Genomic DNA, 19,868 nt, shown 5'->3' with positions numbered 1-19,868 from the left:
GGATGAGCAGAGATGAGAACAACAATAAGAAGGATGAGGGGTGTAGCGCTGCTGTGGCTGGGCGCATGTACTCAGGTGTGGGCGGTGCCGGCGTTGCAGGAGGTCAAGGTGAATCCGCTGCTGGCCGATCAACTCCTGCTGGAGCTGAGCTTCAGCGAGCCAGTGAGCGGATTTACCGACAGACTGTCGTATGAGCCCAATCAGCTCCTGCTGCACGTGCCAGGCGCCATAGGGGCACTGACGGTCAATCCGCTGCCCATCAAGCAGCAGGGGGTGGACAACCTCAAGGTGGAGGGCAAGGGAGAGGGGCTGGATATCAAGATAGCGCTCGATCAACTGACCCCCTATCAGGTCCATCAACAGGGCAACAAATTGCTGGTGTCATTGGGAGAGAAGGCCGGCCAGCCGGTGGCTGCGACGACGAGCTCCCCTGCTGCCAGTCCGTCGGCACTTGTCAGGAGTCAGCCTGTGACCCAGTCTGCACTGATTGATACCCAGCGGGTTGCCCAGAACCAGTCTCAGTACCAGGCTCAGCCCGTCTCTGTCTCCTCTCCCGTGGCGGCTCCCGCCCCCGTTGCGGCCAGCAAACCCGTGCTGTCCGTCTCTCAGGCGAATGCAGGCGGCGCTTATTTCAACTCTGTCAAGGGGGTGGATTTTCGCCGTGGCAAGGAGGGGCAGGGGGAGTTTCTCGTGACCCTGGACAACAGCTCGGCGGCGGTGGATGTGAGCAGTCGTGGCCAGAAGGTGCTCGCCAAGTTCCACGGTACCCGGATCCCGGATGATCAGCTGAATCTTATCAATGTGCAGGATTTTGCGACCCCGGTCTCCCAGGTGGAGGTGTTCCGCCAGGGCAATGACACCCTGTTTGAGCTCTCGGTCAACGGCCAGTTTGATTATCGCTACGACCAGGCCGACAAGATGTTCATCATAGAGGTGAAAAAGCGCGTTGCCACCACGACAGCGAAACAATATCAGGGCAAGCCAATCTCGCTGAACTTCCAGGATATTCCTGTTCGAACCGTGCTGCAGATCATCGCCGACTTCAATAACCTCAACCTGGTGACCACGGATTCCGTCTCCGGCAACATCACGTTGCGCCTCGATGGTGTGCCCTGGGAGCAGGCGCTCGACATCATCCTCAAGGTCAGAGGGCTCGACAAGCGGCTGGACAACAACATACTGCTGGTGGCCCCGGCGGACGAGATTGCCGCACGAGAGAAACAGCAGTTGGAGAGCCGCAACCAGGTGGCCGATCTCGCGCCGCTCTATACCGAATATCTGCAGATCAACTATGCCAAGGCATCCGAAGTGGCGGCCCTGCTCTCCTCCGAGAGTACCAAGCTGCTCTCTCCCAGAGGGGCGGTGAGCGTGGATGAGCGCACCAACGTGCTGGTGGTCAAGGACACGGCGGATGTCATCAGCAACGTCAAGCGGATGCTGGACATCCTCGATATTCCGGTCAAGCAGGTGGTGATCGAGGCGCGCATGGTGACCATAGACGACGGCTTCGACGAGGCATTGGGGGTGCGTTGGGGGGTGACCAAGACGGATGGTCATGGCAATGGCACCTCGGGCACCATAGAGGGCAATGATGGCGCCGGCAATAATGACGGCAGCTCCACCATCACGCGACCTGAGATAGAAGATCGGCTGAACGTCAACCTGCCGGTGACCAATGCCGCCGGCACCCTGGCCTTCCAGGTTGCCCGTCTGGCCAATGGCACTCTGCTCGACCTTGAACTGTCGGCGCTGGAGAAGGAGAGCAAGGCCGAGATCATCGCGAGTCCTCGCGTCACCACGGCGAACCAGAAACCGGCCCTGATCGAGCAGGGGACAGAGATCCCCTATGTGGAGTCCTCGTCCAGCGGGGCGACCTCGGTCACCTTCAAGAAGGCGGTGCTGAGTCTCAAGGTCACGCCACAGATCACTCCGGACAACAGGGTCATCCTGGATTTGACCGTGACTCAGGATACCAAGGGGGAAACCGTCCCGACCGGTACCGGGGATGCGGTCTCCATCAACGCCCAGTCCATCACCACCCAGGTGCTGGTCAACAACGGCGAGACCCTGGTGCTGGGCGGCATCTATCAGCAGACCATCAAGAGCGACGTCAGCAAGGTGCCGCTGCTGGGGGATATTCCCGGACTCGGTTACCTGTTCAAGAAAACCACCAGCGAGAACAAGAAGCGTGAACTGCTGATCTTCGTGACCCCGAGGATAGTCACCGACGCCCTCTGAAAACTTTACATGTGAGGGTAAAACACATATAACCTTACGCCCCGATGAGGCTGGGGCGTAAGGGCTGCGGTTGCCAGTCCTGGTTTCTATTGAGATAATCCCCCTCCTGATCCATCGCAAGATAAGGTTCATAGGTACCCCGGTCGAGTAGTTACCGGGGCCATACAGTTTGTAATTACTAACGAAAAGACATGGCTGAGAAACGCAATATTTTCCTGATAGGTCCCATGGGTGCGGGCAAGAGCACCATAGGTAGACATCTGGCAGAACAACTGCACATGGAGTTTTTCGACTCAGATCATGAGATTGAGCGCCGCAGTGGTGCCGATATCGGCTGGGTGTTCGATGTTGAAGGCGAAGAGGGTTTCCGGATCCGCGAAGAGAAGGTGATCGGTGAACTCGCCGAGCAGCAGGGTATCGTGCTGGCAACGGGCGGCGGCGCCATCAAGAGCCGTGAGACCCGCAACAAACTCTCTGCACGCGGCATCGTGGTCTACCTCGAAACCACCATTGAAAAGCAACTGGCGCGTACCCAGAGAGACAAGCGTCGCCCCTTGTTGCAAACCGAAGAGCCGCCCCGCGAAGTGCTGGAGCGTCTGGCCCTCGAGCGCAACGCCCTGTATGAAGAAGTCGCTGACTTTGTCATCCAGACGGATGATCAAAGTGCAAAAGTTGTAGCTAATCAAATCGTTAAGTTGATTGGCATGTAATCAATAGAGGACGTCCATGGAAAGGTTGAAGGTCGAACTGGGTGAGCGCAGCTACCCGATTGAGATAGCTGCTGGTCTGTTGCAACGCCCCGAGGTGCTGGCGCAGACGATCAAGGGCAAGCGGGTCATGATAGTGACCAACACTGTCGTCGCCCCCTTGTATCTTGAGCAGATCATTCAGTTGCTGCCCGGTTTTCAGGTTGAACACCTGATACTGCCGGATGGCGAGGCCTACAAGACCCTGGCTACCTTCGAGCGGATCATGTCTGCTCTGCTGGAAACCAGTCATGGTCGTGACACCACCCTCATCGCCCTGGGGGGCGGCGTGATAGGCGACGTTGTCGGCTTTGCTGCGGCAAGCTATCAACGAGGCATTCCGTTCATTCAGGTGCCTACCACACTGCTCTCCCAGGTTGACTCCTCCGTCGGCGGCAAGACCGCCGTCAACCACCCTCTTGGCAAAAACATGGTGGGTGCCTTCTATCAGCCCAAGCATGTGATCATCGATACCGATTGCCTCAAGACCCTGCCTGCGCGGGAATTTGCCGCCGGCATGGCCGAGGTGATCAAGTACGGCATCATCTGGGATGCGGCCTTCTTCTCCTGGCTCGAAGTCAACATGGCGCGGCTGCAACGCCTTGACGCCGATGCCCTTTCTTATGCCATTCGCCGTTGCTGCGAAATCAAGGCCGACGTGGTCGGTCAGGACGAGACCGAGCATGGCGTGCGCGCCCTGCTGAATCTGGGTCACACCTTCGGCCATGCCATCGAGGCCGAGAAGGGCTATGGCAACTGGCTCCATGGGGAGGCGGTGGCGGCGGGCATGATGCTGGCGGCCGAGACTGCCCTGGCCCGTGGCGACATGACGGCGCAAGAGGTTGCACGAGTCCGCGATCTGCTGCTGGCGGCGGACCTGCCGGTGCTGGCGCCGCCCGAGATGGATTTTGCCGCCTTCATTTGCCATATGCGCCGTGACAAGAAGGTGCTGGAAGGCAAGCTGCGGCTGGTGTTGCCGATCGGGATCGGACAGGCCCAGGTGGTGGCCGATGTGACGGATGCGCAATTGATGGCGGTGATCGAGTCTGGTCGTGACCAATAACAAATTGCTGAAATTGCCTTCCCAGCGGCAGCTGGTTGACCGGCTGCTGCATCTGATTGAGTTCAATCACCCCTTTATTTTTCTCTCAGGCAAGCCCGGCAGCGGCCGTGGCACCCTGTGTGAATCCCTGCTTGCCCAACTGCCTGACTCGGTTCGGGTGGTGAGCCTTATCGGCAGCCCGACCATGAAGATGGCGGACGTGCGCCAGTTGCTGCTTCAGCAGGTGGTGGCGCGCCCCCTGTTCAATGCGCAGGATGCGCTGGCCGACAGCTTCTTCCGCATGCTGGAGGGCAAGCCTTCCACCCTGCTGCTCATGATAGAGCGCGCCGACACCCTGCCCGCCGAACTGGTGGGGGAGCTGTGGGCGCTCTGTCGCCACAACGATACCCTGGCCTCTCCCCATAAACTGGCCATCCTGCTCTCGGGCAGTGACGTCTGGTGTCGCGATCAGAAGAGTGCCCTCAAGGGGCGTGCCATGCCCGCGCTCGAGCTGGAAGTCGCGCCACTGAGCGCGCCTGAGCAACGGATCTTCCTGTATGAGAAGGCCAAGGAGCTGAAGATCCCGGCGGCCCTCTTGCCCAAGCCGAAAGTGGAAGAGATCCTGAAGGGGGCGGGGGGACACCCGTCCGCCATCATGCAGTCATTGGAGGATGTCATGACCGACAGAAGGCCCAAGAAACGTCAGGCCGAGTTGCCCGTCAAGAAGATTGCGACCGTGCTGGCCCTGGCGGCCGCTGGCTTGCTGGCCCTGAGCTATCTCCCCCTGTTCGAGGAGGCGGGCAAGGAACAACCCCAGACCTCGACCCAGGGGATGGCGTTGCCCGACCCCGTCGCGACCGATCCGCTGAGCGTCGGCGCGGCGAGCGGTGCCCAAGGGAGCCAGGCGAGCAGTGGCGCCGATGCCAGCGTCTCAGGCAACCAGGTCGCCCGGGATTGGCAGCCCGATGCCAAGACCTTGCCCAAGAAGGTCGAGAGCGAGACGGTCACCACGGAATCGAGCAATTACGAGGGGCGCCGGGTCGTCATCTCCGACGAAGTGGTTGAGAAACTGATGACACAGCCCAATGTCAGCGGTGCCCTGCCTACGGCCGTGGTGGACGAGCTGGTCGGAGGTAGTTCCCGTGCCGCTCCGACCGGGGCGGCGGCACAGGCACAGAGCACGGCGCCCGTTGCCAAGACGACGCCCACTCCTGCCGCGACTGCGCCCGCCGCGGCGCCGGCACCCAAGGTGGCCCTGACGCCGGTGGCGACCCTCAACAAGAAGGCGAGGAACCACTACAGCATCCAGCTGATGGGGGCGAGCAACACCAAGGCGGTCGACAGCTTCGTGGCCGAGCATGGGCTGGCGGGCAAGGTCTGGGTCTACAAGACCCGCTTCCGTGGCAGCCCCTGGTACGTGGTGGTGCAGGGCGACTATGCCAACAGCACCCAGGCCAAGGCGGCGATCCGCAAGCTCTCCCCCGCCTTGCTCAAGGGACAACCCTGGCCCAAGTCGTTTGCCCAGATACAAAAAGAATTGAAGCAATAGCCAGTCGCCCGGGGAAGGGGGTAGAATCGTCCCCCTTTTTTGGGCATTGCCTTCTTAACACCGGACTTCCATGAAAAAAACACGCGCGTTTTTAAAATGGGCCGGGGGAAAATACTCCCTGGTCGAAGAGATTGCCGAGCGCTTGCCGGCCGGGCGTGTGTTGCTGGAGCCCTTCGTCGGAGCGGGCTCGGTGTTTCTCAACACGGATTACGATGCCTATGTGCTCAACGACATCAATCCGGATCTGATCGGTCTCTACAATCACCTCAAGCGGCAGCCGGACAGCTTCATCCGCGAGGCGCGCAAGCTGTTTGTGGCCGAGCACAACCACAAGACCGCCTATTATCGGCTGCGCACCCAGTTCAACCAGACCGAGGCCGGGTTCGAACGGGCCCAGCTGTTCCTGTTTCTGAATCGCCACGGGTTCAACGGCCTGTGCCGCTACAACAAGAAGGGCGGCTTCAACGTGCCGTTCGGTTCGTACAAGAAGCCCTATTTCCCGGAGAAAGAGCTGTGGGCCTTCGCCGAGAAGGCCCAGAAGGCCACCTTCATCTGCGAGAGTTATGCCGATGCCATGGCCAGGGCGGAGGAGGACTGGGTGATCTACTGCGATCCCCCCTATGCGCCGCTCTCCACCACGGCGAGTTTCACCACCTACTCGGCTGGCGGCTTCACCCTGGACGATCAGGCCCTGCTGGCCAGGCTGGCCCGTCATACCGCCGCCCACAAGGGGGTGCCCGTGCTCATCAGCAACCACGACATCGAGCTGACCCGGGAACTCTACCGCGGGGCCCGGCTGGACGAGATCCTGGTCAAGCGCACCATCAGCCGCAACGGTGGCAGCCGCAACAAGGTGGCCGAGCTGCTGGCGCTCTACCCGCCCGGCATAGCCCCCGAGCAGGGCCATTACCCCGGTGAGGCCGAGCAGGTCTCTGTCGTCTGAGTCATGAACGGTCCCTGCGGGGACCGTTGTCGTTTCTGCCCGGGCACGGCGCCAGTCTGGTCGGGCAAGCGCGGGTCGTTTTTATTCCGTGTTTGCGGAGAGACTCGCGGTCCGGGTCTTCTGCACTTGCGGGTCGTTTTTATTCCGTGTTTGCGGTGAGACTCGCGGTCCGGGTCTTCTGCACTTGCGGGTCGTTTTCATTCCACGTTTGCGGTAAAATTGCGCCGCTTTTTCTGCCACGCTGCCAATGGATGACGCTGATGAAAGACTTTCTGATTGCCCCCTCTATCCTCTCCGCCGACTTTGCCCGTCTGGGCGAGGATGTGGCCAAGGTGCTGGCCGCCGGAGCCGACGTGGTGCACTTCGACGTGATGGACAACCACTATGTCCCCAACCTGACCATAGGCCCCATGGTCTGTCAGGCCCTGCGTGACTACGGCATCGAGGCCCCCATCGATGTGCACCTGATGGTCAAGCCGGTGGATCGCATCGTGCCCGATTTTGCCAAGGCGGGTGCCAACCTGATCACCTTCCACCCGGAAGCCTCCGATCACGTGGACCGTACCCTGGGTCTCATCAAGGAACAGGGTTGCCAGGCCGGTCTGGTGCTGAACCCGGCCACGCCGCTCACCTGCCTGGAGTACGTGATGGACAAGCTGGACGTGATCCTGCTGATGTCGGTCAACCCGGGCTTTGGTGGTCAGAGCTTCATCCCCGGCACCCTCGACAAGCTGCGTCAGGTGCGTCGCCTGATCGACGAGAGCGGCCGTGACATTCGCCTCGAGATCGACGGTGGCGTCAAGGTGGAGAACATCCGCGACATCGCCGCCGCCGGGGCTGACATGTTCGTGGCGGGCTCCGCCATCTTCGGCAAACCGGATTACAAGGCGGTGATCGACCAGATGCGGGCGGAGCTGGCTCATGTCCGTTGAACGCCCCTTCGATCTGGTACTGTTCGATCTGGATGGCACCCTGATTGACAGCGCCTCCCAGCTGGCGCTGGCAGTCAACCGCACCCTGACCGATCTGGGGCTGGCCGAGGCCGACGAGGCCGTGGTACGCACCTGGGTCGGCAATGGCGCCGACAAGCTGATCCAGCGTGCCCTCGATTACCGCGAGGCGCCCGAGCTGTTTGCCAAGGCCCGCCCCCTGTTCGACCAGCACTATCAGGCCTGCCTGCTGCAAGGGCTGGCCATGTATGACGGGGTGGAGCAGAGCCTGCGTCGCCTGCAGGCGCTCGGTTACCGACAGGCCGTGGTGACCAACAAGCCGAGTCACTTCGTGCAGCCCATTCTGGATGCCCTCGGCATCGGCGACTGTTTCGCTCTCTGGCTGGGGGGCAACTGCGTGCCCGTCAAGAAGCCGAGCCCGGATCCGCTGCTGCACGCCTGCCACGAGCTTGGGGTCAGCCCGTCCCGCACCCTGATGGTGGGGGACTCCGAAAATGATGTGCTGGCCGCCCAGGCTGCCGGCATGAAGGTGGTGGGGCTCACCTACGGCTACAACTATGGCCGTCCCATCGCAGATTCCCGCCCTGACTGGGTATGCGAGCAGTTTGCAGAGCTCGATGCCCTCTTGGCTGAATAACAAGGATCAACACATTCATGGCTAAACCAATCGTATTGAGCGGGGCCCAACCCTCGGGCCAGCTGACCATAGGCAACTACATGGGAGCCTTGCGTCAGTGGGTCAACATGCAGGATGACTTCGACTGCCTCTACTGCATCGTCGATCTGCACGCCATCACCACCCGCCAGGAGCCTGCCGCCCTGCGCAAGGCGTGCCTGGATGCCGCCGCCCTCTATCTGGCGGTCGGCATAGATCCGGCCAAGAGCACCGTCTTCATCCAGTCCCACGTGCCCCAGCACGCCGAGCTCGGCTGGATCCTGAACTGCTACACCCAGATGGGCGAGCTGTCGCGCATGACCCAGTTCAAGGACAAGTCCGCCCGTTTCGAGAACAACGTCAACGTCGGCCTGTTCGGCTATCCGGTGCTGATGGCGGCGGACATCCTGCTCTATCAGGCCAACCAGGTGCCTGTCGGCAACGACCAGAAGCAGCATCTGGAGCTGACCCGCGACATCTGTACCCGGTTCAACAACCTCTACGGCGAGGTGTTCACCCTGCCTGAGCCCTTCATCCCGACCGACGGTGCCCGGGTGATGAGCCTGCAGGATCCCACCAAGAAGATGTCCAAGTCCGACGACAACGAGGCGAACTTCATCGGCCTGCTGGAAGATCCCAAGCAGATCGTCAAGAAGATCAAGCGGGCGATGACCGACTCCGACGAGCCGGCCGTGGTGCGCTTCGATCCCGAGAACAAGCCGGGGGTCTCCAACCTGCTGACCCTGATGTCCGGGGTGACTGGTCGCTCCATCCCCGAGCTCGAGCAGCACTTCGAGGGCAAGATGTACGGCCACCTCAAGAGCGAGACGGCCGATGCCGTGGTCGCCCTGCTGGAGCCCATCCAGGCCCGCTTCCGCGAGCTGCGTCAGGATGAGACTCATCTGCAGGCAATTTTGGCGGCTGGCGCACAAAAGGCGCGGGAAAGGGCTGAAAAAACCCTGATCAGCGTATATGATGTTGTCGGCTTCGTTCCTCGAGCCTGACATACTGGGAAGGTGTAGTTGTAGAGAGCTGGGTATTTGCCTGGCTTTCTTTGTTTTACCCGACCCCTGGTTCGTCATCTCCTCTTCCAATGTCAAACGCGGGCGCTTGCCCCAAGAGAAAGCATGTCTGTCGAATCAAATACAGTGATTGAAGAACTGAGTGACAAGGGCCACTGGCTGCGCAAGTTCCGCAAGGCCAAGAACCTCAACACCCTGCAGCTAATGGTCTCCAATGCCATCGACAAGCACCACAAGACCCCGGCCATCGCCGCCGCCATCTATCTGGCCGAATGCCAGCGCGAGCGCGAGCTGGAGCAGGGGCGTTATCTGGATCGCTGAGGCGCTCCCGGGCTCTGCCCATCTGCCGATGGGCCGCCATTTCACACCCCGCTTTCGGCCCTTGCGCCTTGCTTCGCCTTTTCCCCTGTCCAGTCATGGGCTATCCGGCGTCTTCTGCCTGTTCTCGTTTGCCTCCCTGCTAAAGGGCATGGGTTGCATGGGGCAATGCCGTCGAGCTGGCAGACAGTTAATCTTGTAGAAAAGAGGCCGCCTCCATACCCGTGCGACAGCCCCTCAGCGGTTTATTAACCCAGGCAGACATGCCAGAATGCGCGGCGTTTGTCCGTAGATAGCCACAATGGCTGTCCGATCACCGCCTCGACCTCATTCTCAGGGCTTTTGCATGCTGTTACTCATCGACAACTACGACTCCTTTACCTGGAACCTGGTGCAATATTTCGGCGCCCTGGGGCAGGAGGTGGTGGTCAGGCGCAACGACGAGCTCAGCCTGGAAGAGATAGCCCGGCTTGCCCCCCGTCATCTGGTGATCTCTCCCGGTCCCTGCACGCCGAACGAGGCGGGCATCTCGCTGGCGGCCATCTCCCGTTTTGCCGGTGAGATACCCATTCTTGGCGTATGCCTCGGCCACCAGTCCCTGGCCCAGGCGTTCGGCGCCCGGGTGGTGCGCGCCCGTCAGGTGATGCACGGCAAGACCTCCCTCATCCGCCATACGGGGGAGGGGGTGTTCAAGGGGCTCAAGGATCCGCTGCGGGTCACCCGCTACCATTCGCTCATCGTGGAGTACGAAACCCTGCCCGACTGTTTCGAGGTGACCGCCTGGAGCGAACACGCCGATGGCTCCATGGACGAGATCATGGGGCTGCGCCATAAAACAGTGGCGCTGGAAGGGGTTCAGTTCCATCCGGAGAGTATTTTGAGCGAGCAGGGGCACCAGTTGCTGGCCAACTTTTTGGCCGTTTCCTGAAAAAATCGTGATCCTCGTCTCATAATCGAAATGAGGCCAAAAAAATTTTCCCTGACACTTTATTCACCCTGCTTCCTGCCCAAATTATCTCTTGCCAACACCCCCTGAGCCGTTATGCAATGCGGTTGCCTAAAATCTCACGGGCAATCGAACATTGTTCCTCATTGGCGGTTAAGTTACAGACTTTTTACTTTTTTTCTGTGATAATTCCGCCACGTTTACACGGATTTAACTTTTGGGCGGTGGATTATTCTGCCGCGAGCTAGCAGGAGAGCAATATGTCAGAGTTGTTGGCAGTGACACGTGAAGTGTTTGATGAAGTGATGGTTCCCAACTATGCGCCCGCCAAGATCATTCCGGTGCGCGGTGAGGGATCACGTGTCTGGGATCAGGAAGGCCGCGAGTATGTCGACTTCGCGGGCGGGATCGCGGTCAATGGTCTGGGCCATTGCCATCCCAAGCTGGTCGAGGCCCTGAAAACCCAGGGCGAGAAGCTGTGGCACCTCTCCAACGTGATGACCAACGAGCCGGCCCTGCGCCTGGCCAAGAAGCTGGTCGCCGCCACCTTTGCCGAGAAGGTCTATTTCTGCAACTCCGGCGCCGAAGCGAACGAAGCCGCCCTCAAGCTGGCCCGTCGTTACGCCATCGACAAGTTCGGTGCCCACAAGACCCAGATCATCGCCTTCCACCAGGGCTTCCACGGCCGGACCTTCTTCACCGTCAGCGTCGGCGGCCAGGCGGCCTACTCCGATGGCTTCGGTCCCAAGCCCGCCGACATCACCCACGTGACCTACAACGATCTGGCCGAGCTGGCCTCCGTCATCTCCGACAATACCTGCGCCGTGGTGATGGAGCCGCTGCAAGGTGAGGGTGGCATCATCAGCCCCACCGACGAGTTTGCCAAAGGGGTGCGCGAACTCTGTACCAAGCACAATGCCCTGCTGATCTATGACGAGGTGCAATCCGGGGTCGGTCGTACCGGCGAGCTGTTCGCCTACATGGGCCTTGGCGTCACGCCGGACATCCTCACCAGCGCCAAGGCGCTCGGCGGCGGCTTCCCCATCGGCGCCATGCTGACCACCACCGAGATTGCCTCTCACCTGAAAGTGGGCACTCACGGCTCCACCTACGGCGGCAACCCACTGGCGTGCGCCGTGGCCGAAGCCGTGCTGGACGTGGTCAATACCCCGCAAGTGCTGAGCGGCATCAAGCAGCGCGAGCAGCTGTTCCGTGATGGTCTCGCCGCCATCAACGCCAAGTACCACTGCTTCAGCGAAGTGCGTGGCCAGGGCCTGCTGCTCGGCGCCGTGCTGAACGATGACTACAAGGGACGCTCCCGTGACTTCCTGCTGGCCTCCATCGACCAGGGGTTGATGGCGCTGGTGGCGGGCACCAACGTGGTGCGTTTCGCCCCCTCCCTGGTGATCCCGGAAGCGGACATCAAGGAAGGGCTGGCACGGTTCGAAAAAGCGGTAGCTCAGGTGGTCAACGCCTGATCCAAGTTGAGGTGGGGAGCCCTCCCGGCAGGAGCCGGGACCCCACCTGTCGTCAATGAAAGGGAGTTGTCATTTATGTTGGTTATCCGTCCTATCGAGCAGCGCGACTTCGCCGGCCTCAAGACCTGTGCCATCGAATCCGGCACCGGCATGACCTCGTTGCCGGTCAACGATGAACTGCTGCAACGCAAGATCGATGCCTCGACCCAGACCTTCCTGGACAAGCCCGCCGGCAAGGGCGACTGCCTCTACTTCTTCGTGGCCGAAGACCTGGAGACCGGCGAGATGGTCGGTACCTGCGCCATAGACGCGGCGGTCGGCCTGTCCCAGCCGTTTTACAACTACCACATCGGCAAGGTGGTGCACTCTTCCCCCAAGCTCGGCATCTACAACGTGGTGGAGACGCTCACGCTCTCCAACGACTACACAGGCAACTCCGAGCTGTGCACCCTGTTTCTGCGCGAATGTGCCCGCGAGGGGCTCAATGGCCGTCTGCTCTCCAAGCACCGCTTCCTGTTCATGGCCGAGCACCCCGAGCTGTTTGACAAGACCGTCTTCGCCGAGATGCGCGGCGTCTCCGATGAGAACGGTCACAGCCCCTTCTACGAGTGGCTGCAAAAGCATTTCTTCTCGATGGACTTTCCCACCGTCGATTACCTCACCGGCATCGGCAAGAAGCGCTTCATCGCCGAGCTGATGCCCAAGTACCCCATCTACGTGAACCTGCTGAGCAACGAGGCGCGGGCCGTCATAGGCCAGACTCACGAGAAGACCCGCCCGGCCATCAAGATGCTGCAGGACGAGGGCTTCGTGAACCGTGGCTATGTCGACATCTTCGATGCCGGCCCCACCGTCGAGTGCGATGTGAAGCACATCCGCAGCGTGCGCCGCAGCCAGAAGCTGGCGGTGCTGGTGGGTGAGCCCATCGGCGGTCACACCTACCTCATCTGCAACACCAGGTTCGAGCAATACCGCGCCTGCTACGGCAACATCCGGGTCGATCTGGACAAGCACGAAGTCATCATTCCGCCCAAGATGGCGGCCGCCCTCAAGGTGGAGAATGGCGACATGGTGCGGGTCGTCGATCTGGAATAACGGGTCCATATCACCGCATTGAAGCAGGCTGCCGAGGCGGCCTGTGCACCACAGGGAGTGAATTGATGATGTCTTTAGTCCAGTTTATCGATGGCCAGTGGCTGGCCGGTGAAGGCAAGCCGTTCGAATCAAAAGATCCGGCCAGGAACGAAGTGATCTGGCGCGGGGAGGCGGCGAGCGCAGCCCAGGTGGACGCCGCCGTCAAGGCTGCCCGCGCGGCCTTCTACCATTGGTCCGATCTGGCCCTCGAGGATCGTCTGGCCATAGTGCGCCGCTATGCCGATCTGCTCGGCGAGCACAAGGAGGCGCTGGCCCTGACCATAGCCCGGGAAACCGGCAAGCCCCTGTGGGAGACCCGCACCGAAGTGGCGGCCATGCAGGGCAAGATCGCCATCTCCATCCGCGCCCATGACGAGCGTACCGGCACGGTGGAGAACCCCATGCCCGGTGCCAAGGCGTTCGTGCGCCACAAGCCCCACGGCGTGGTCGCCGTGTTCGGCCCCTACAACTTCCCGGGTCACCTGCCGAACGGTCACATAGTGCCTGCGCTCATCGCGGGTAACGCCGTGGTGTTCAAACCTTCCGAGCTGACCCCCATGGTGGCCGAGGCCATGCTGAAGATCTGGCAGGAGGCTGGGCTGCCCAAGGGGGTGCTCAACCTGGTGCAGGGCGAAGTGGAGACCGGCAAGGCGCTGGCCGGCAATCCGGACATCGACGGCCTCTTCTTCACCGGCTCGTCCCGTACCGGCCACTTCCTGCACCAGCAGTTTGCCGGCCAGCCGGGCAAGATCCTGGCCCTCGAGATGGGGGGCAACAACCCGCTCATCGTCAAGGATGTGAGCGACATCGACGGCGCCGTCCATGCCATCGTGCAATCTGCCTTTATCACTTCCGGCCAGCGCTGCACCTGCTCCCGCCGCCTGTTCGTGGAGCGTGGCGAGCGCGGCGATGCCCTGGTCAAACGGCTGCTGGAGGTGGTCGGCCAGATCAGGGTCGGTCTCTATGACGCCGCCGAGCAGCCCTTTATGGGCGCCATGATCAGCGAGAAGGCGGCGCTCGGCATGGTCGAGGCGCAAGCCAAGCTGCAAGCGCTCGGCGGCGAGAGCCTGCTCACCCTCAAGCACCTGGAGGCGGGCACCGGCTTCGTCTCTCCGGGCATCATAGACGTGACCGCGGTCAGCGCGCTGCCGGACGAAGAGTACTTCGGCCCGCTGCTGCAGCTCATCCGCTACGACGACTTCGATGCCGCCATCGACCAGGGCAACGCCACCAGCTTCGGCCTCTCCGCCGGCCTGCTCGGCGACAACGAGGCGGACTGGAACCACTTCTTCAAGCGGATCCGCGCCGGCATAGTCAACTGGAACAAGCCCATCACCGGCGCCTCCAGTGCCGCGCCCTTCGGCGGTATCGGTGCCTCCGGCAACCACAGGGCGAGCGCCTACTACGCCGCCGACTACTGTGCGTACCCGGTCGCCTCCGTCGAAGACAGCAAGGCCGCCATGCCGGATCAGCTGTCCCCGGGTTTGACGTTTTAATCGTTCATGGAGATGCGATGCAGACGAGATGGCTCAATGCTGACGACTACTGTGTCATATCTCCCGGTCGCCTCCGTCGAAGAGAGCAAGGCCGCCATGCCGGATCAGCTGTCTCCCGGTCTGACCTTCTGATAACAAGAAAATAAAAGAGGGGCACTGAACAGGTGCCCTTGTCTGTACCCGCAATCAAAGGAAAGAGAGATGCAAAAGGATATCGAGACCCTGTTTGGCCATCTGTGGGACAACTACATTCAAGTCACCCCCAGTGCCCACAAGGTTCACCAACTGCTGGGGGGCGGTGCCCCCATCATCAACGATCACGTGGCGTTTCGGACCTACAACCTGCCCAAGCTCGGTCTCGAGAAACTGGCGGCCCACTTCCGTGCCCTGGGGTACGAGGAGAAGGGCGAGTATGTGTTCAAGGCCAAGAAGCTTTATGCCAAGCACTTCGAACATGCCGATCCGGATGCGCCCAAGGTGTTCATCAGCGAGCTGAAGGTGGAAGAGCTCTCGGAAGGCGCCCAGGCCATCATCCACAAGCTGGTGGATCAGGTGCCCGATCACCTTACCGACACCCCGGCCTTCCTCTACGCCGGCGCCCCCTGGCAGGTCTCCCACGCCGACTACCAGACCCTGCTGGCGGAGAGCGAGTACGCCGCCTGGATGGCGGCCTGGGGCTATCGTGCCAACCACTTCACCGTCAATATCAACCGCCTGAAGGACTTCGACACCATCCAGCAGGTCAATGCAGCGCTCAAGGCGGCGGGCTTCGTGCTCAATACCGTCGGCGGCGAGGTGAAGGGGGATCCCCAGGTGATGCTGGAGCAATCCTCCACCATGGCGGACAAGGCCGAGGTGCCCTTCAGCGACGGCGTGCGCACCATACCGAGCTGCTTCTACGAGTTTGCCCTGCGCTACCCCCAACCGGACGGCGTGCTCTACCCGGGCTTCGTCGAGGCGTCCGCCGACAAGATCTTCGAATCCACCAACGCCATGTAACGGCGGTTGTTGGTAAAAACGCCCCGGACGGGGCGTTTTTTTATGGCACTTTGCGCCTGGCCTACGCCCCCTTTACGCCCCCTTGACCCCGAAGCGCCGCGTTATTCGCTAGCATGATCCCGCCCGGACTGCCGGGCCATCGCCGCCCTCTGCCGGTCGATGACACTCGTTGCACGGAGTCATGCCATGAAGATTGTTCTGCCCCTGCTGTTGTCCCTGGTTACCTGCGCCGCCATGGCGGCGGATCAGGGCAGCCGCACCCCGCCCAAGCCGCCCCGCGAGATCTCGGCCGAGATGAAGGCGGCGTTCGAGAGCTGCGAGGAGAGTGGCAAACCGGGGGAGGTCGAATTTGACGGCTGCATGGCCGAGCTGGGCTTTGCCAGACCGACGGGCGCTGCCCCTGGCGGCGACAAGGGGGAAGGGGAGGATGAGGTGACGGCAAACTGAGAGTGAGCTGACTACCCATTCGAGGTGAGCCAGTTTGCAACCGCCGGTGTAGAGTGGGGGTCCAATGCCTCGGAGCCCACCATGTCTCGCTATCACTTCTTCAAACAAGGCCAGTCATTTACCTATCTCGATACCTTGGCGGTCGGTTATGACGATGAGCGTTGCCAACTGGTCGAGCAGGGATTTGTGACTGTCGTTGCCCCCTCTTTTGCCGATACCCCGGCCGAGGCGCTGATGCTGTTGCAGGATCATGAGGCGCTGGAAGAGGAGCGCAGGGTGCACAATCCGTGGTACACAGTCGCCGGCATTCTCGGCCTGCTGGGGATGAGCTGATGGCCCTGTCTGGCAAGGGGGCCGGCGTTGCCACGCTGCTGCGCTGGTCTGTCTTGAAAGGGCCGCTCTGTCGCGGCCTGTTCAGCGTCCTGTTTATCTATCTGGCGTCCCTGCCGGCGGATCTCTATTTCACTTTCCATTGGGAGATGGCCCTGGGCCTCTTCCTGCTCGCCTTCCTTGGCGGACTCTGGCAGCAGTGGTGGGGGCTTAGCTAACCCGGTCTCACACCCGCTGCAGCGCCCCTTCGGTGGCCAGCAAGGTGGTCATGCCGCCGGCCTTGCCCGCCTGGATGCCGATGGGGGTGTCTTCAAACACCAGGCAGTTGGCCGGGTTGGCGCCGAGCAGCTCGGCCACTCTCAGGAAGGTGTCGGGATGGGGCTTGTGGTTGGTCACGTCGTCGGCGCTCACCAGCACGGGGATGAAGGCATCGAGGCCGGTATTTCTCAGTATGTGCGTCGCATGATCCCGGGTTGAGCCTGTGCCTATGCCCATGGGCACCTTGCCGTGGCAGCGCTTGACCAGCTCCCACATGGCGGGGAAGACGCGGACCTTGTCGATCCGCTCCAGGTAGAGGGCTATCTTGCGGCGGGCGAAGGCCTCCACGTCGATGGCCAGTCCGTGCTGCTCGGCCAGCATGGCCACTATCTTGCGGGTGGGAATGCCACCGTACTCGTTGAGCTGTGCCCGATCGAACGGCAAGCCGAACTCGGCGCTGGTGGTTTCCCAGGCATCCAGGTGCAGGGGCATGGAGTCCACCAGGGTGCCGTCCATATCGAAGATCAGGGCGTCGTATTGTTCAAACTGGAACTGCTCGGACATGGGGTACTTCCTCCTCGGCCAAAAGAGCACAGTACCAGATCCGCTCCCCGGATGCCGCGACCGTCGTCATGGCCTGGGCAGGAGGCGGGTTTGACCATGGGCTGCTGATTTATGAGACAATAATGCGCTCTGCGCCTCGGGTGCCGGCAACTCACAGTAGCGAGCCTCTTTTATGTCCCCAAAAACCGTCTTCTCAAGCGTGGCCCTGGTGATCGCCCTGGGCTCACTGGAAAAGAGCATAGTCACCACCCCCTTGCCCATCATAGGGGCCGAGCTGAACGCCGGCGCCGCCCTCACCTGGGTGGTGACCGCCTACCTGCTGGCGGCCACCGCCGCCCTGCCCATCTACGGCAAGCTGAGCGATCTGTTCGGTCGGGTGCGGATGCTCAACATCGGCATCGGCCTGTTTCTGGCGGGGTCCGTGGCCTGCGCCCTGGCCCAGGATCTGCCGACCCTGCTGGCGGCCCGGGTGCTGCAAGGATTGGGGGGCGGGGGCCTGATCGCGCTCGCCTTCACCGTCATCGCCGACTGCATTCCCCCGCGGGAGGTGGGCAAGTATCAGGGCTACATCTCGGCGGTCTATGCGGTCTCCAGCATCGCCGGGCCCCTGCTCGGGGGTTATTTCACCGAGCAGCTGAGCTGGCGCTGGATCTTCTGGATCAACCTGCCCCTCGGGGCCCTGGCGCTCTGGCTGGTGAACCGCAACCTGGGCCACCTCAACGTGCGCCGGCACAGCCGCTTCGACTGGAAGGGGGCGGGGCTGCTCATCACAGTCACCACCCTCTCCCTGCTGCTGCTCTCGCCGGAAACCATGCTGTCCGCCATCTGGCTGGCGGCGGGACTGGCCCTGGCCCTGCTGCTGCTAATCCTGGTGGAGCGACGGGCCCAGGATCCCATACTGCCCGCCCATCTGGTCCGCTTGCCCGGTTATCTGGTGAGCGTGCTGCTGGCGCTAGCCTCGCAGCTGCTGATGTTCGCCGTGCTGGTCTACCTGCCGCTGCAGATGCAGTGGCAGAAGGGGATGGGGGCCAGCGAGAGCGGCCTCTACATGGTGATCTTCATGGTCTGCATCACGGCGGGGGCCTTCGTCGGCGGCAAGCTGATCGGCCACTCCGGTCATTACAAGCGCTTCGTGGTGATGGGCTTTGCTCTGGCGGCGCTGGCCCTGTGGCAGATCCATTTTGATCTCTTTGCCAATCTGGGGCTGGGCTTCGCCGGTCTGGGGCTGGGACTGGTGCTGCCGGCCCTCTCTGTGGTGGTGCAAAACGCCCTGCCGCGGGAAGATCGCGGCATCGGCATGTCCCTGTTCAACTTCGGTCGCGAGCTGGGGGGCGCGGTCGGGGTGGCCATCTGCGCCGTGCTGTTCCACTCCGCCCTGCCGGCCGGGACCAGCCACAACCTGGCGAGCCTGAGTCCCGCCGAGCTGGCCCCGGGGTTCAGCGCCACCTATGTGGGCATGGCGCTGATCGCCAGCGCCGCCTTCCTCATCACTCTGCTGGCATTGAAGCGCCACGAGCTGGCCAGCATCCCGGCCTGATGTGCTCCCTTGAGACGAAAAAGGGCTCCCGAGGGGGCCCTTGTTGCGTGCGAGCGTGGGGATCAGCCCATCAGACCCTGAGACGGACGGGGCGCAGGGCGACGATGGCCCCGCCAAAGAGCGCCATGGCCAGCAGTGCCAGGGCCACAGGCCCCGCACTGTAGGCAAACCCGGCGACGGCGGACCAGAGCGCCACCCCGAGGTGCATCATGGTCATCGCCAGCGACATCAGCATGCCCCTGTGGGCCGACGAGAGCCCGGCAATGTGGCCTTGCAGGGCGGGGGATCCTATGCCACCCGCCAGCGCCCAGAGCCCGAGCGGCAGCAGCAGGGCAGGCAGTGAGGCGGGAGAGAGGTAGAAGCCGACGCTGACCGGCACGCAGACTACCAGGGCCAGGCGCATCAGGACGCGCCCGCTCTCGACCCGGCCAGACAAGCGGGGCATCAGCAGGTTGCCGATGACGCTGATGATGCCGAGAGCCCCATAGAGGAGCCCCACAGACCCCATCGACAGGCCCTGGGTGTCGCGCAGGTGCTGGCCGACCAGGTTGAACAGGCCAATGCCGCCGCCCAGGCCCAGGCACATGGCCAGCAGGGCGCCGGCCGCCCCCGGGATGGCCAGCAGGCGGACGCCCTTCTCCTCCTGCTGCGCTGCCGATGTGTCTGCCAAAGACCTGCTGGCGGGCAGCAGGGCCAGGGCCGCCGCCACTCCCCAGGCACAGAGGCCGAGCAGGATAAAGGCGGCGCGCCAGGAGTGCCACTGCGCGAGCAGCGCCCCCAGTGCCGGGCTCGCTATCATGCCCAGCGTCAGGCCGGACTGCACCCAGGCAATGCGCTTCATGGCATCTTTGCCCGTGCCGTCTGCCGCCAGGGCAAAGGCGATGGGCAGCATGCCGGCACTGGCGAGGCCGGTGAGCACCCGGCTTGCCAGCCCCCACTCGAAGCTATCGACCAGGCCGGTGGCGATGGAGGCGGCCCCGAACAGCAGGGCGGCGGGCAGCATGATCCTCACCCTGCCGAGGCGATCCGAGAGGCTGCCGAGCAGGGGGGCGATCAGTGCCAGCGCCAGGCTGTAGGCGGTGATGAACAGCGTGACCCGCTCGGGCTGGACCCCCAGCTCCCGGCCTATGGGGGTCAGCAGGGGGCCCAGCATCAGCTCATCGGTACCCACCAGGAACGCAATAAAAAAGAGCAATACTTTCAATAACATGATCTT

Annotated in this window: 20 protein-coding genes; 18 read left to right on the top strand and 2 right to left on the bottom strand. The window is 62.2% G+C overall.

All coding sequences use genetic code 11. The features are described 5' to 3' along the window. Positions 1–12 precede the first annotated feature (12 nt). The 17 genes from AC1IN8_RS05575 (at position 13) to AC1IN8_RS05495 (ending at position 16,511) form a co-directional block, all read left to right on the top strand. Entirely contained in the window at positions 13–2,238 is a 2,226-nt protein-coding gene (locus AC1IN8_RS05575; RefSeq protein ID WP_319912753.1) for a type IV pilus secretin PilQ, read from the top strand. 191 nt (positions 2,239–2,429) lie between these two features. Continuing rightward, the gene (aroK, locus tag AC1IN8_RS05570; RefSeq protein WP_005329951.1) at positions 2,430–2,948 is read left to right on the top strand and encodes a shikimate kinase AroK; all 519 of its coding nucleotides are present in this window, start codon (positions 2,430–2,432) and stop codon (positions 2,946–2,948) included. Between the two features lie 16 nt (positions 2,949–2,964). Next, positions 2,965–4,047: a 3-dehydroquinate synthase gene (gene aroB / locus AC1IN8_RS05565; RefSeq protein WP_479758321.1), complete on the top strand. Its 1,083-nt coding sequence runs from the start codon at positions 2,965–2,967 to the stop codon at positions 4,045–4,047. Further along, positions 4,037–5,575 (top strand): AAA family ATPase, encoded by a 1,539-nt coding sequence (locus AC1IN8_RS05560; RefSeq protein ID WP_479758320.1) that lies wholly within the window; start codon positions 4,037–4,039, stop codon positions 5,573–5,575. The genes aroB and AC1IN8_RS05560 overlap by 11 nt, the downstream gene beginning before the upstream one ends. A gap of 70 nt (positions 5,576–5,645) precedes the next feature. Continuing rightward, positions 5,646–6,518 (top strand): Dam family site-specific DNA-(adenine-N6)-methyltransferase, encoded by an 873-nt coding sequence (locus AC1IN8_RS05555; protein WP_479758318.1) that lies wholly within the window; start codon positions 5,646–5,648, stop codon positions 6,516–6,518. Positions 6,519–6,778: 260 nt separating this feature from the next. Beyond that, positions 6,779–7,450, top strand: coding sequence for a ribulose-phosphate 3-epimerase (gene rpe / locus AC1IN8_RS05550; protein ID WP_404837975.1), 672 nt, complete (start codon positions 6,779–6,781; stop codon positions 7,448–7,450). Then, entirely contained in the window at positions 7,440–8,105 is a 666-nt protein-coding gene (locus AC1IN8_RS05545; protein ID WP_005329960.1) for a phosphoglycolate phosphatase, read from the top strand. The genes rpe and AC1IN8_RS05545 overlap by 11 nt, the downstream gene beginning before the upstream one ends. Positions 8,106–8,122: 17 nt before the next feature. Next, positions 8,123–9,127 carry a tryptophan--tRNA ligase gene (trpS, locus tag AC1IN8_RS05540; RefSeq protein ID WP_025326158.1) on the top strand — a complete coding sequence of 335 codons (1,005 nt, stop codon included), beginning with the start codon at positions 8,123–8,125 and terminating at the stop codon, positions 9,125–9,127. A 123-nt stretch (positions 9,128–9,250) separates the two neighbouring features. Further along, the gene (locus tag AC1IN8_RS05535; RefSeq protein ID WP_106887541.1) at positions 9,251–9,466 is read left to right on the top strand and encodes a hypothetical protein; all 216 of its coding nucleotides are present in this window, start codon (positions 9,251–9,253) and stop codon (positions 9,464–9,466) included. Positions 9,467–9,809: 343 nt separating this feature from the next. Next, complete coding sequence (locus AC1IN8_RS05530; protein WP_479758317.1) at positions 9,810–10,391, top strand: aminodeoxychorismate synthase component II; 582 nt, start codon at positions 9,810–9,812, stop codon at positions 10,389–10,391. Positions 10,392–10,669: 278 nt separating this feature from the next. Next, entirely contained in the window at positions 10,670–11,887 is a 1,218-nt protein-coding gene (locus AC1IN8_RS05525; RefSeq protein WP_454010060.1) for an aspartate aminotransferase family protein, read from the top strand. Positions 11,888–11,962: 75 nt separating this feature from the next. Then, positions 11,963–12,982 carry an arginine N-succinyltransferase gene (gene astA, locus AC1IN8_RS05520; protein WP_139435675.1) on the top strand — a complete coding sequence of 340 codons (1,020 nt, stop codon included), beginning with the start codon at positions 11,963–11,965 and terminating at the stop codon, positions 12,980–12,982. 65 nt (positions 12,983–13,047) lie between these two features. Further along, the gene (astD, locus tag AC1IN8_RS05515; protein ID WP_479758316.1) at positions 13,048–14,517 is read left to right on the top strand and encodes a succinylglutamate-semialdehyde dehydrogenase; all 1,470 of its coding nucleotides are present in this window, start codon (positions 13,048–13,050) and stop codon (positions 14,515–14,517) included. Between the two features lie 201 nt (positions 14,518–14,718). Further along, positions 14,719–15,516 carry a DUF1338 domain-containing protein gene (locus AC1IN8_RS05510; protein WP_247625772.1) on the top strand — a complete coding sequence of 266 codons (798 nt, stop codon included), beginning with the start codon at positions 14,719–14,721 and terminating at the stop codon, positions 15,514–15,516. Between the two features lie 186 nt (positions 15,517–15,702). Next, complete coding sequence (locus tag AC1IN8_RS05505) at positions 15,703–15,963, top strand: hypothetical protein (RefSeq protein ID WP_479758315.1); 261 nt, start codon at positions 15,703–15,705, stop codon at positions 15,961–15,963. A gap of 81 nt (positions 15,964–16,044) precedes the next feature. Then, positions 16,045–16,296: a hypothetical protein gene (locus AC1IN8_RS05500; protein ID WP_479758314.1), complete on the top strand. Its 252-nt coding sequence runs from the start codon at positions 16,045–16,047 to the stop codon at positions 16,294–16,296. Continuing rightward, positions 16,296–16,511 carry a hypothetical protein gene (locus AC1IN8_RS05495; protein ID WP_479758313.1) on the top strand — a complete coding sequence of 72 codons (216 nt, stop codon included), beginning with the start codon at positions 16,296–16,298 and terminating at the stop codon, positions 16,509–16,511. The genes AC1IN8_RS05500 and AC1IN8_RS05495 overlap by 1 nt, the downstream gene beginning before the upstream one ends. 7 nt (positions 16,512–16,518) lie before the next feature. Here AC1IN8_RS05495 and AC1IN8_RS05490 read toward each other — a convergent pair whose 3' ends face one another. Continuing rightward, entirely contained in the window at positions 16,519–17,115 is a 597-nt protein-coding gene (locus tag AC1IN8_RS05490; protein ID WP_202046456.1) for an HAD family hydrolase, read from the bottom strand. A gap of 172 nt (positions 17,116–17,287) precedes the next feature. Between AC1IN8_RS05490 and AC1IN8_RS05485 the strand changes: the two genes are divergently transcribed. Continuing rightward, the gene (locus tag AC1IN8_RS05485) at positions 17,288–18,652 is read left to right on the top strand and encodes an MDR family MFS transporter (RefSeq protein WP_479758312.1); all 1,365 of its coding nucleotides are present in this window, start codon (positions 17,288–17,290) and stop codon (positions 18,650–18,652) included. A 70-nt stretch (positions 18,653–18,722) separates the two neighbouring features. On the opposite strand, the gene AC1IN8_RS05480 is transcribed toward AC1IN8_RS05485, so the two are convergent. Further along, positions 18,723–19,862: an MFS transporter gene (locus tag AC1IN8_RS05480; RefSeq protein WP_479758311.1), complete on the bottom strand. Its 1,140-nt coding sequence runs from the start codon at positions 19,860–19,862 to the stop codon at positions 18,723–18,725. Positions 19,863–19,868 lie beyond the last annotated feature (6 nt).

This window comes from Aeromonas sp. 130281, assembly GCF_056642115.1.
This window is presented reverse-complemented; position numbering and strand designations above follow the sequence as displayed.

What these genes read in the sequence shown, in the direction of transcription:
- AC1IN8_RS05575 (WP_319912753.1), top strand. Translation starts at nt 13, where the DNA reads ATGAGAACAACAATAAGAAGGATGAGGGGTGTAGCGCTGCTGTGGCTG.
- aroK (WP_005329951.1), top strand. Translation starts at nt 2,430, where the DNA reads ATGGCTGAGAAACGCAATATTTTCCTGATAGGTCCCATGGGTGCGGGC.
- aroB (WP_479758321.1), top strand. Translation starts at nt 2,965, where the DNA reads ATGGAAAGGTTGAAGGTCGAACTGGGTGAGCGCAGCTACCCGATTGAG.
- AC1IN8_RS05555 (WP_479758318.1), top strand. Translation starts at nt 5,646, where the DNA reads ATGAAAAAAACACGCGCGTTTTTAAAATGGGCCGGGGGAAAATACTCC.
- rpe (WP_404837975.1), top strand. Translation starts at nt 6,779, where the DNA reads ATGAAAGACTTTCTGATTGCCCCCTCTATCCTCTCCGCCGACTTTGCC.
- AC1IN8_RS05545 (WP_005329960.1), top strand. Translation starts at nt 7,440, where the DNA reads ATGTCCGTTGAACGCCCCTTCGATCTGGTACTGTTCGATCTGGATGGC.
- trpS (WP_025326158.1), top strand. Translation starts at nt 8,123, where the DNA reads ATGGCTAAACCAATCGTATTGAGCGGGGCCCAACCCTCGGGCCAGCTG.
- AC1IN8_RS05535 (WP_106887541.1), top strand. Translation starts at nt 9,251, where the DNA reads ATGTCTGTCGAATCAAATACAGTGATTGAAGAACTGAGTGACAAGGGC.
- AC1IN8_RS05530 (WP_479758317.1), top strand. Translation starts at nt 9,810, where the DNA reads ATGCTGTTACTCATCGACAACTACGACTCCTTTACCTGGAACCTGGTG.
- AC1IN8_RS05525 (WP_454010060.1), top strand. Translation starts at nt 10,670, where the DNA reads ATGTCAGAGTTGTTGGCAGTGACACGTGAAGTGTTTGATGAAGTGATG.
- astA (WP_139435675.1), top strand. Translation starts at nt 11,963, where the DNA reads ATGTTGGTTATCCGTCCTATCGAGCAGCGCGACTTCGCCGGCCTCAAG.
- astD (WP_479758316.1), top strand. Translation starts at nt 13,048, where the DNA reads ATGATGTCTTTAGTCCAGTTTATCGATGGCCAGTGGCTGGCCGGTGAA.
- AC1IN8_RS05510 (WP_247625772.1), top strand. Translation starts at nt 14,719, where the DNA reads ATGCAAAAGGATATCGAGACCCTGTTTGGCCATCTGTGGGACAACTAC.
- AC1IN8_RS05505 (WP_479758315.1), top strand. Translation starts at nt 15,703, where the DNA reads ATGAAGATTGTTCTGCCCCTGCTGTTGTCCCTGGTTACCTGCGCCGCC.
- AC1IN8_RS05500 (WP_479758314.1), top strand. Translation starts at nt 16,045, where the DNA reads ATGTCTCGCTATCACTTCTTCAAACAAGGCCAGTCATTTACCTATCTC.
- AC1IN8_RS05495 (WP_479758313.1), top strand. Translation starts at nt 16,296, where the DNA reads ATGGCCCTGTCTGGCAAGGGGGCCGGCGTTGCCACGCTGCTGCGCTGG.
- AC1IN8_RS05490 (WP_202046456.1), bottom strand. Translation starts at nt 17,115, where the DNA reads ATGTCCGAGCAGTTCCAGTTTGAACAATACGACGCCCTGATCTTCGAT.
- AC1IN8_RS05485 (WP_479758312.1), top strand. Translation starts at nt 17,288, where the DNA reads ATGTCCCCAAAAACCGTCTTCTCAAGCGTGGCCCTGGTGATCGCCCTG.
- AC1IN8_RS05480 (WP_479758311.1), bottom strand. Translation starts at nt 19,862, where the DNA reads ATGTTATTGAAAGTATTGCTCTTTTTTATTGCGTTCCTGGTGGGTACC.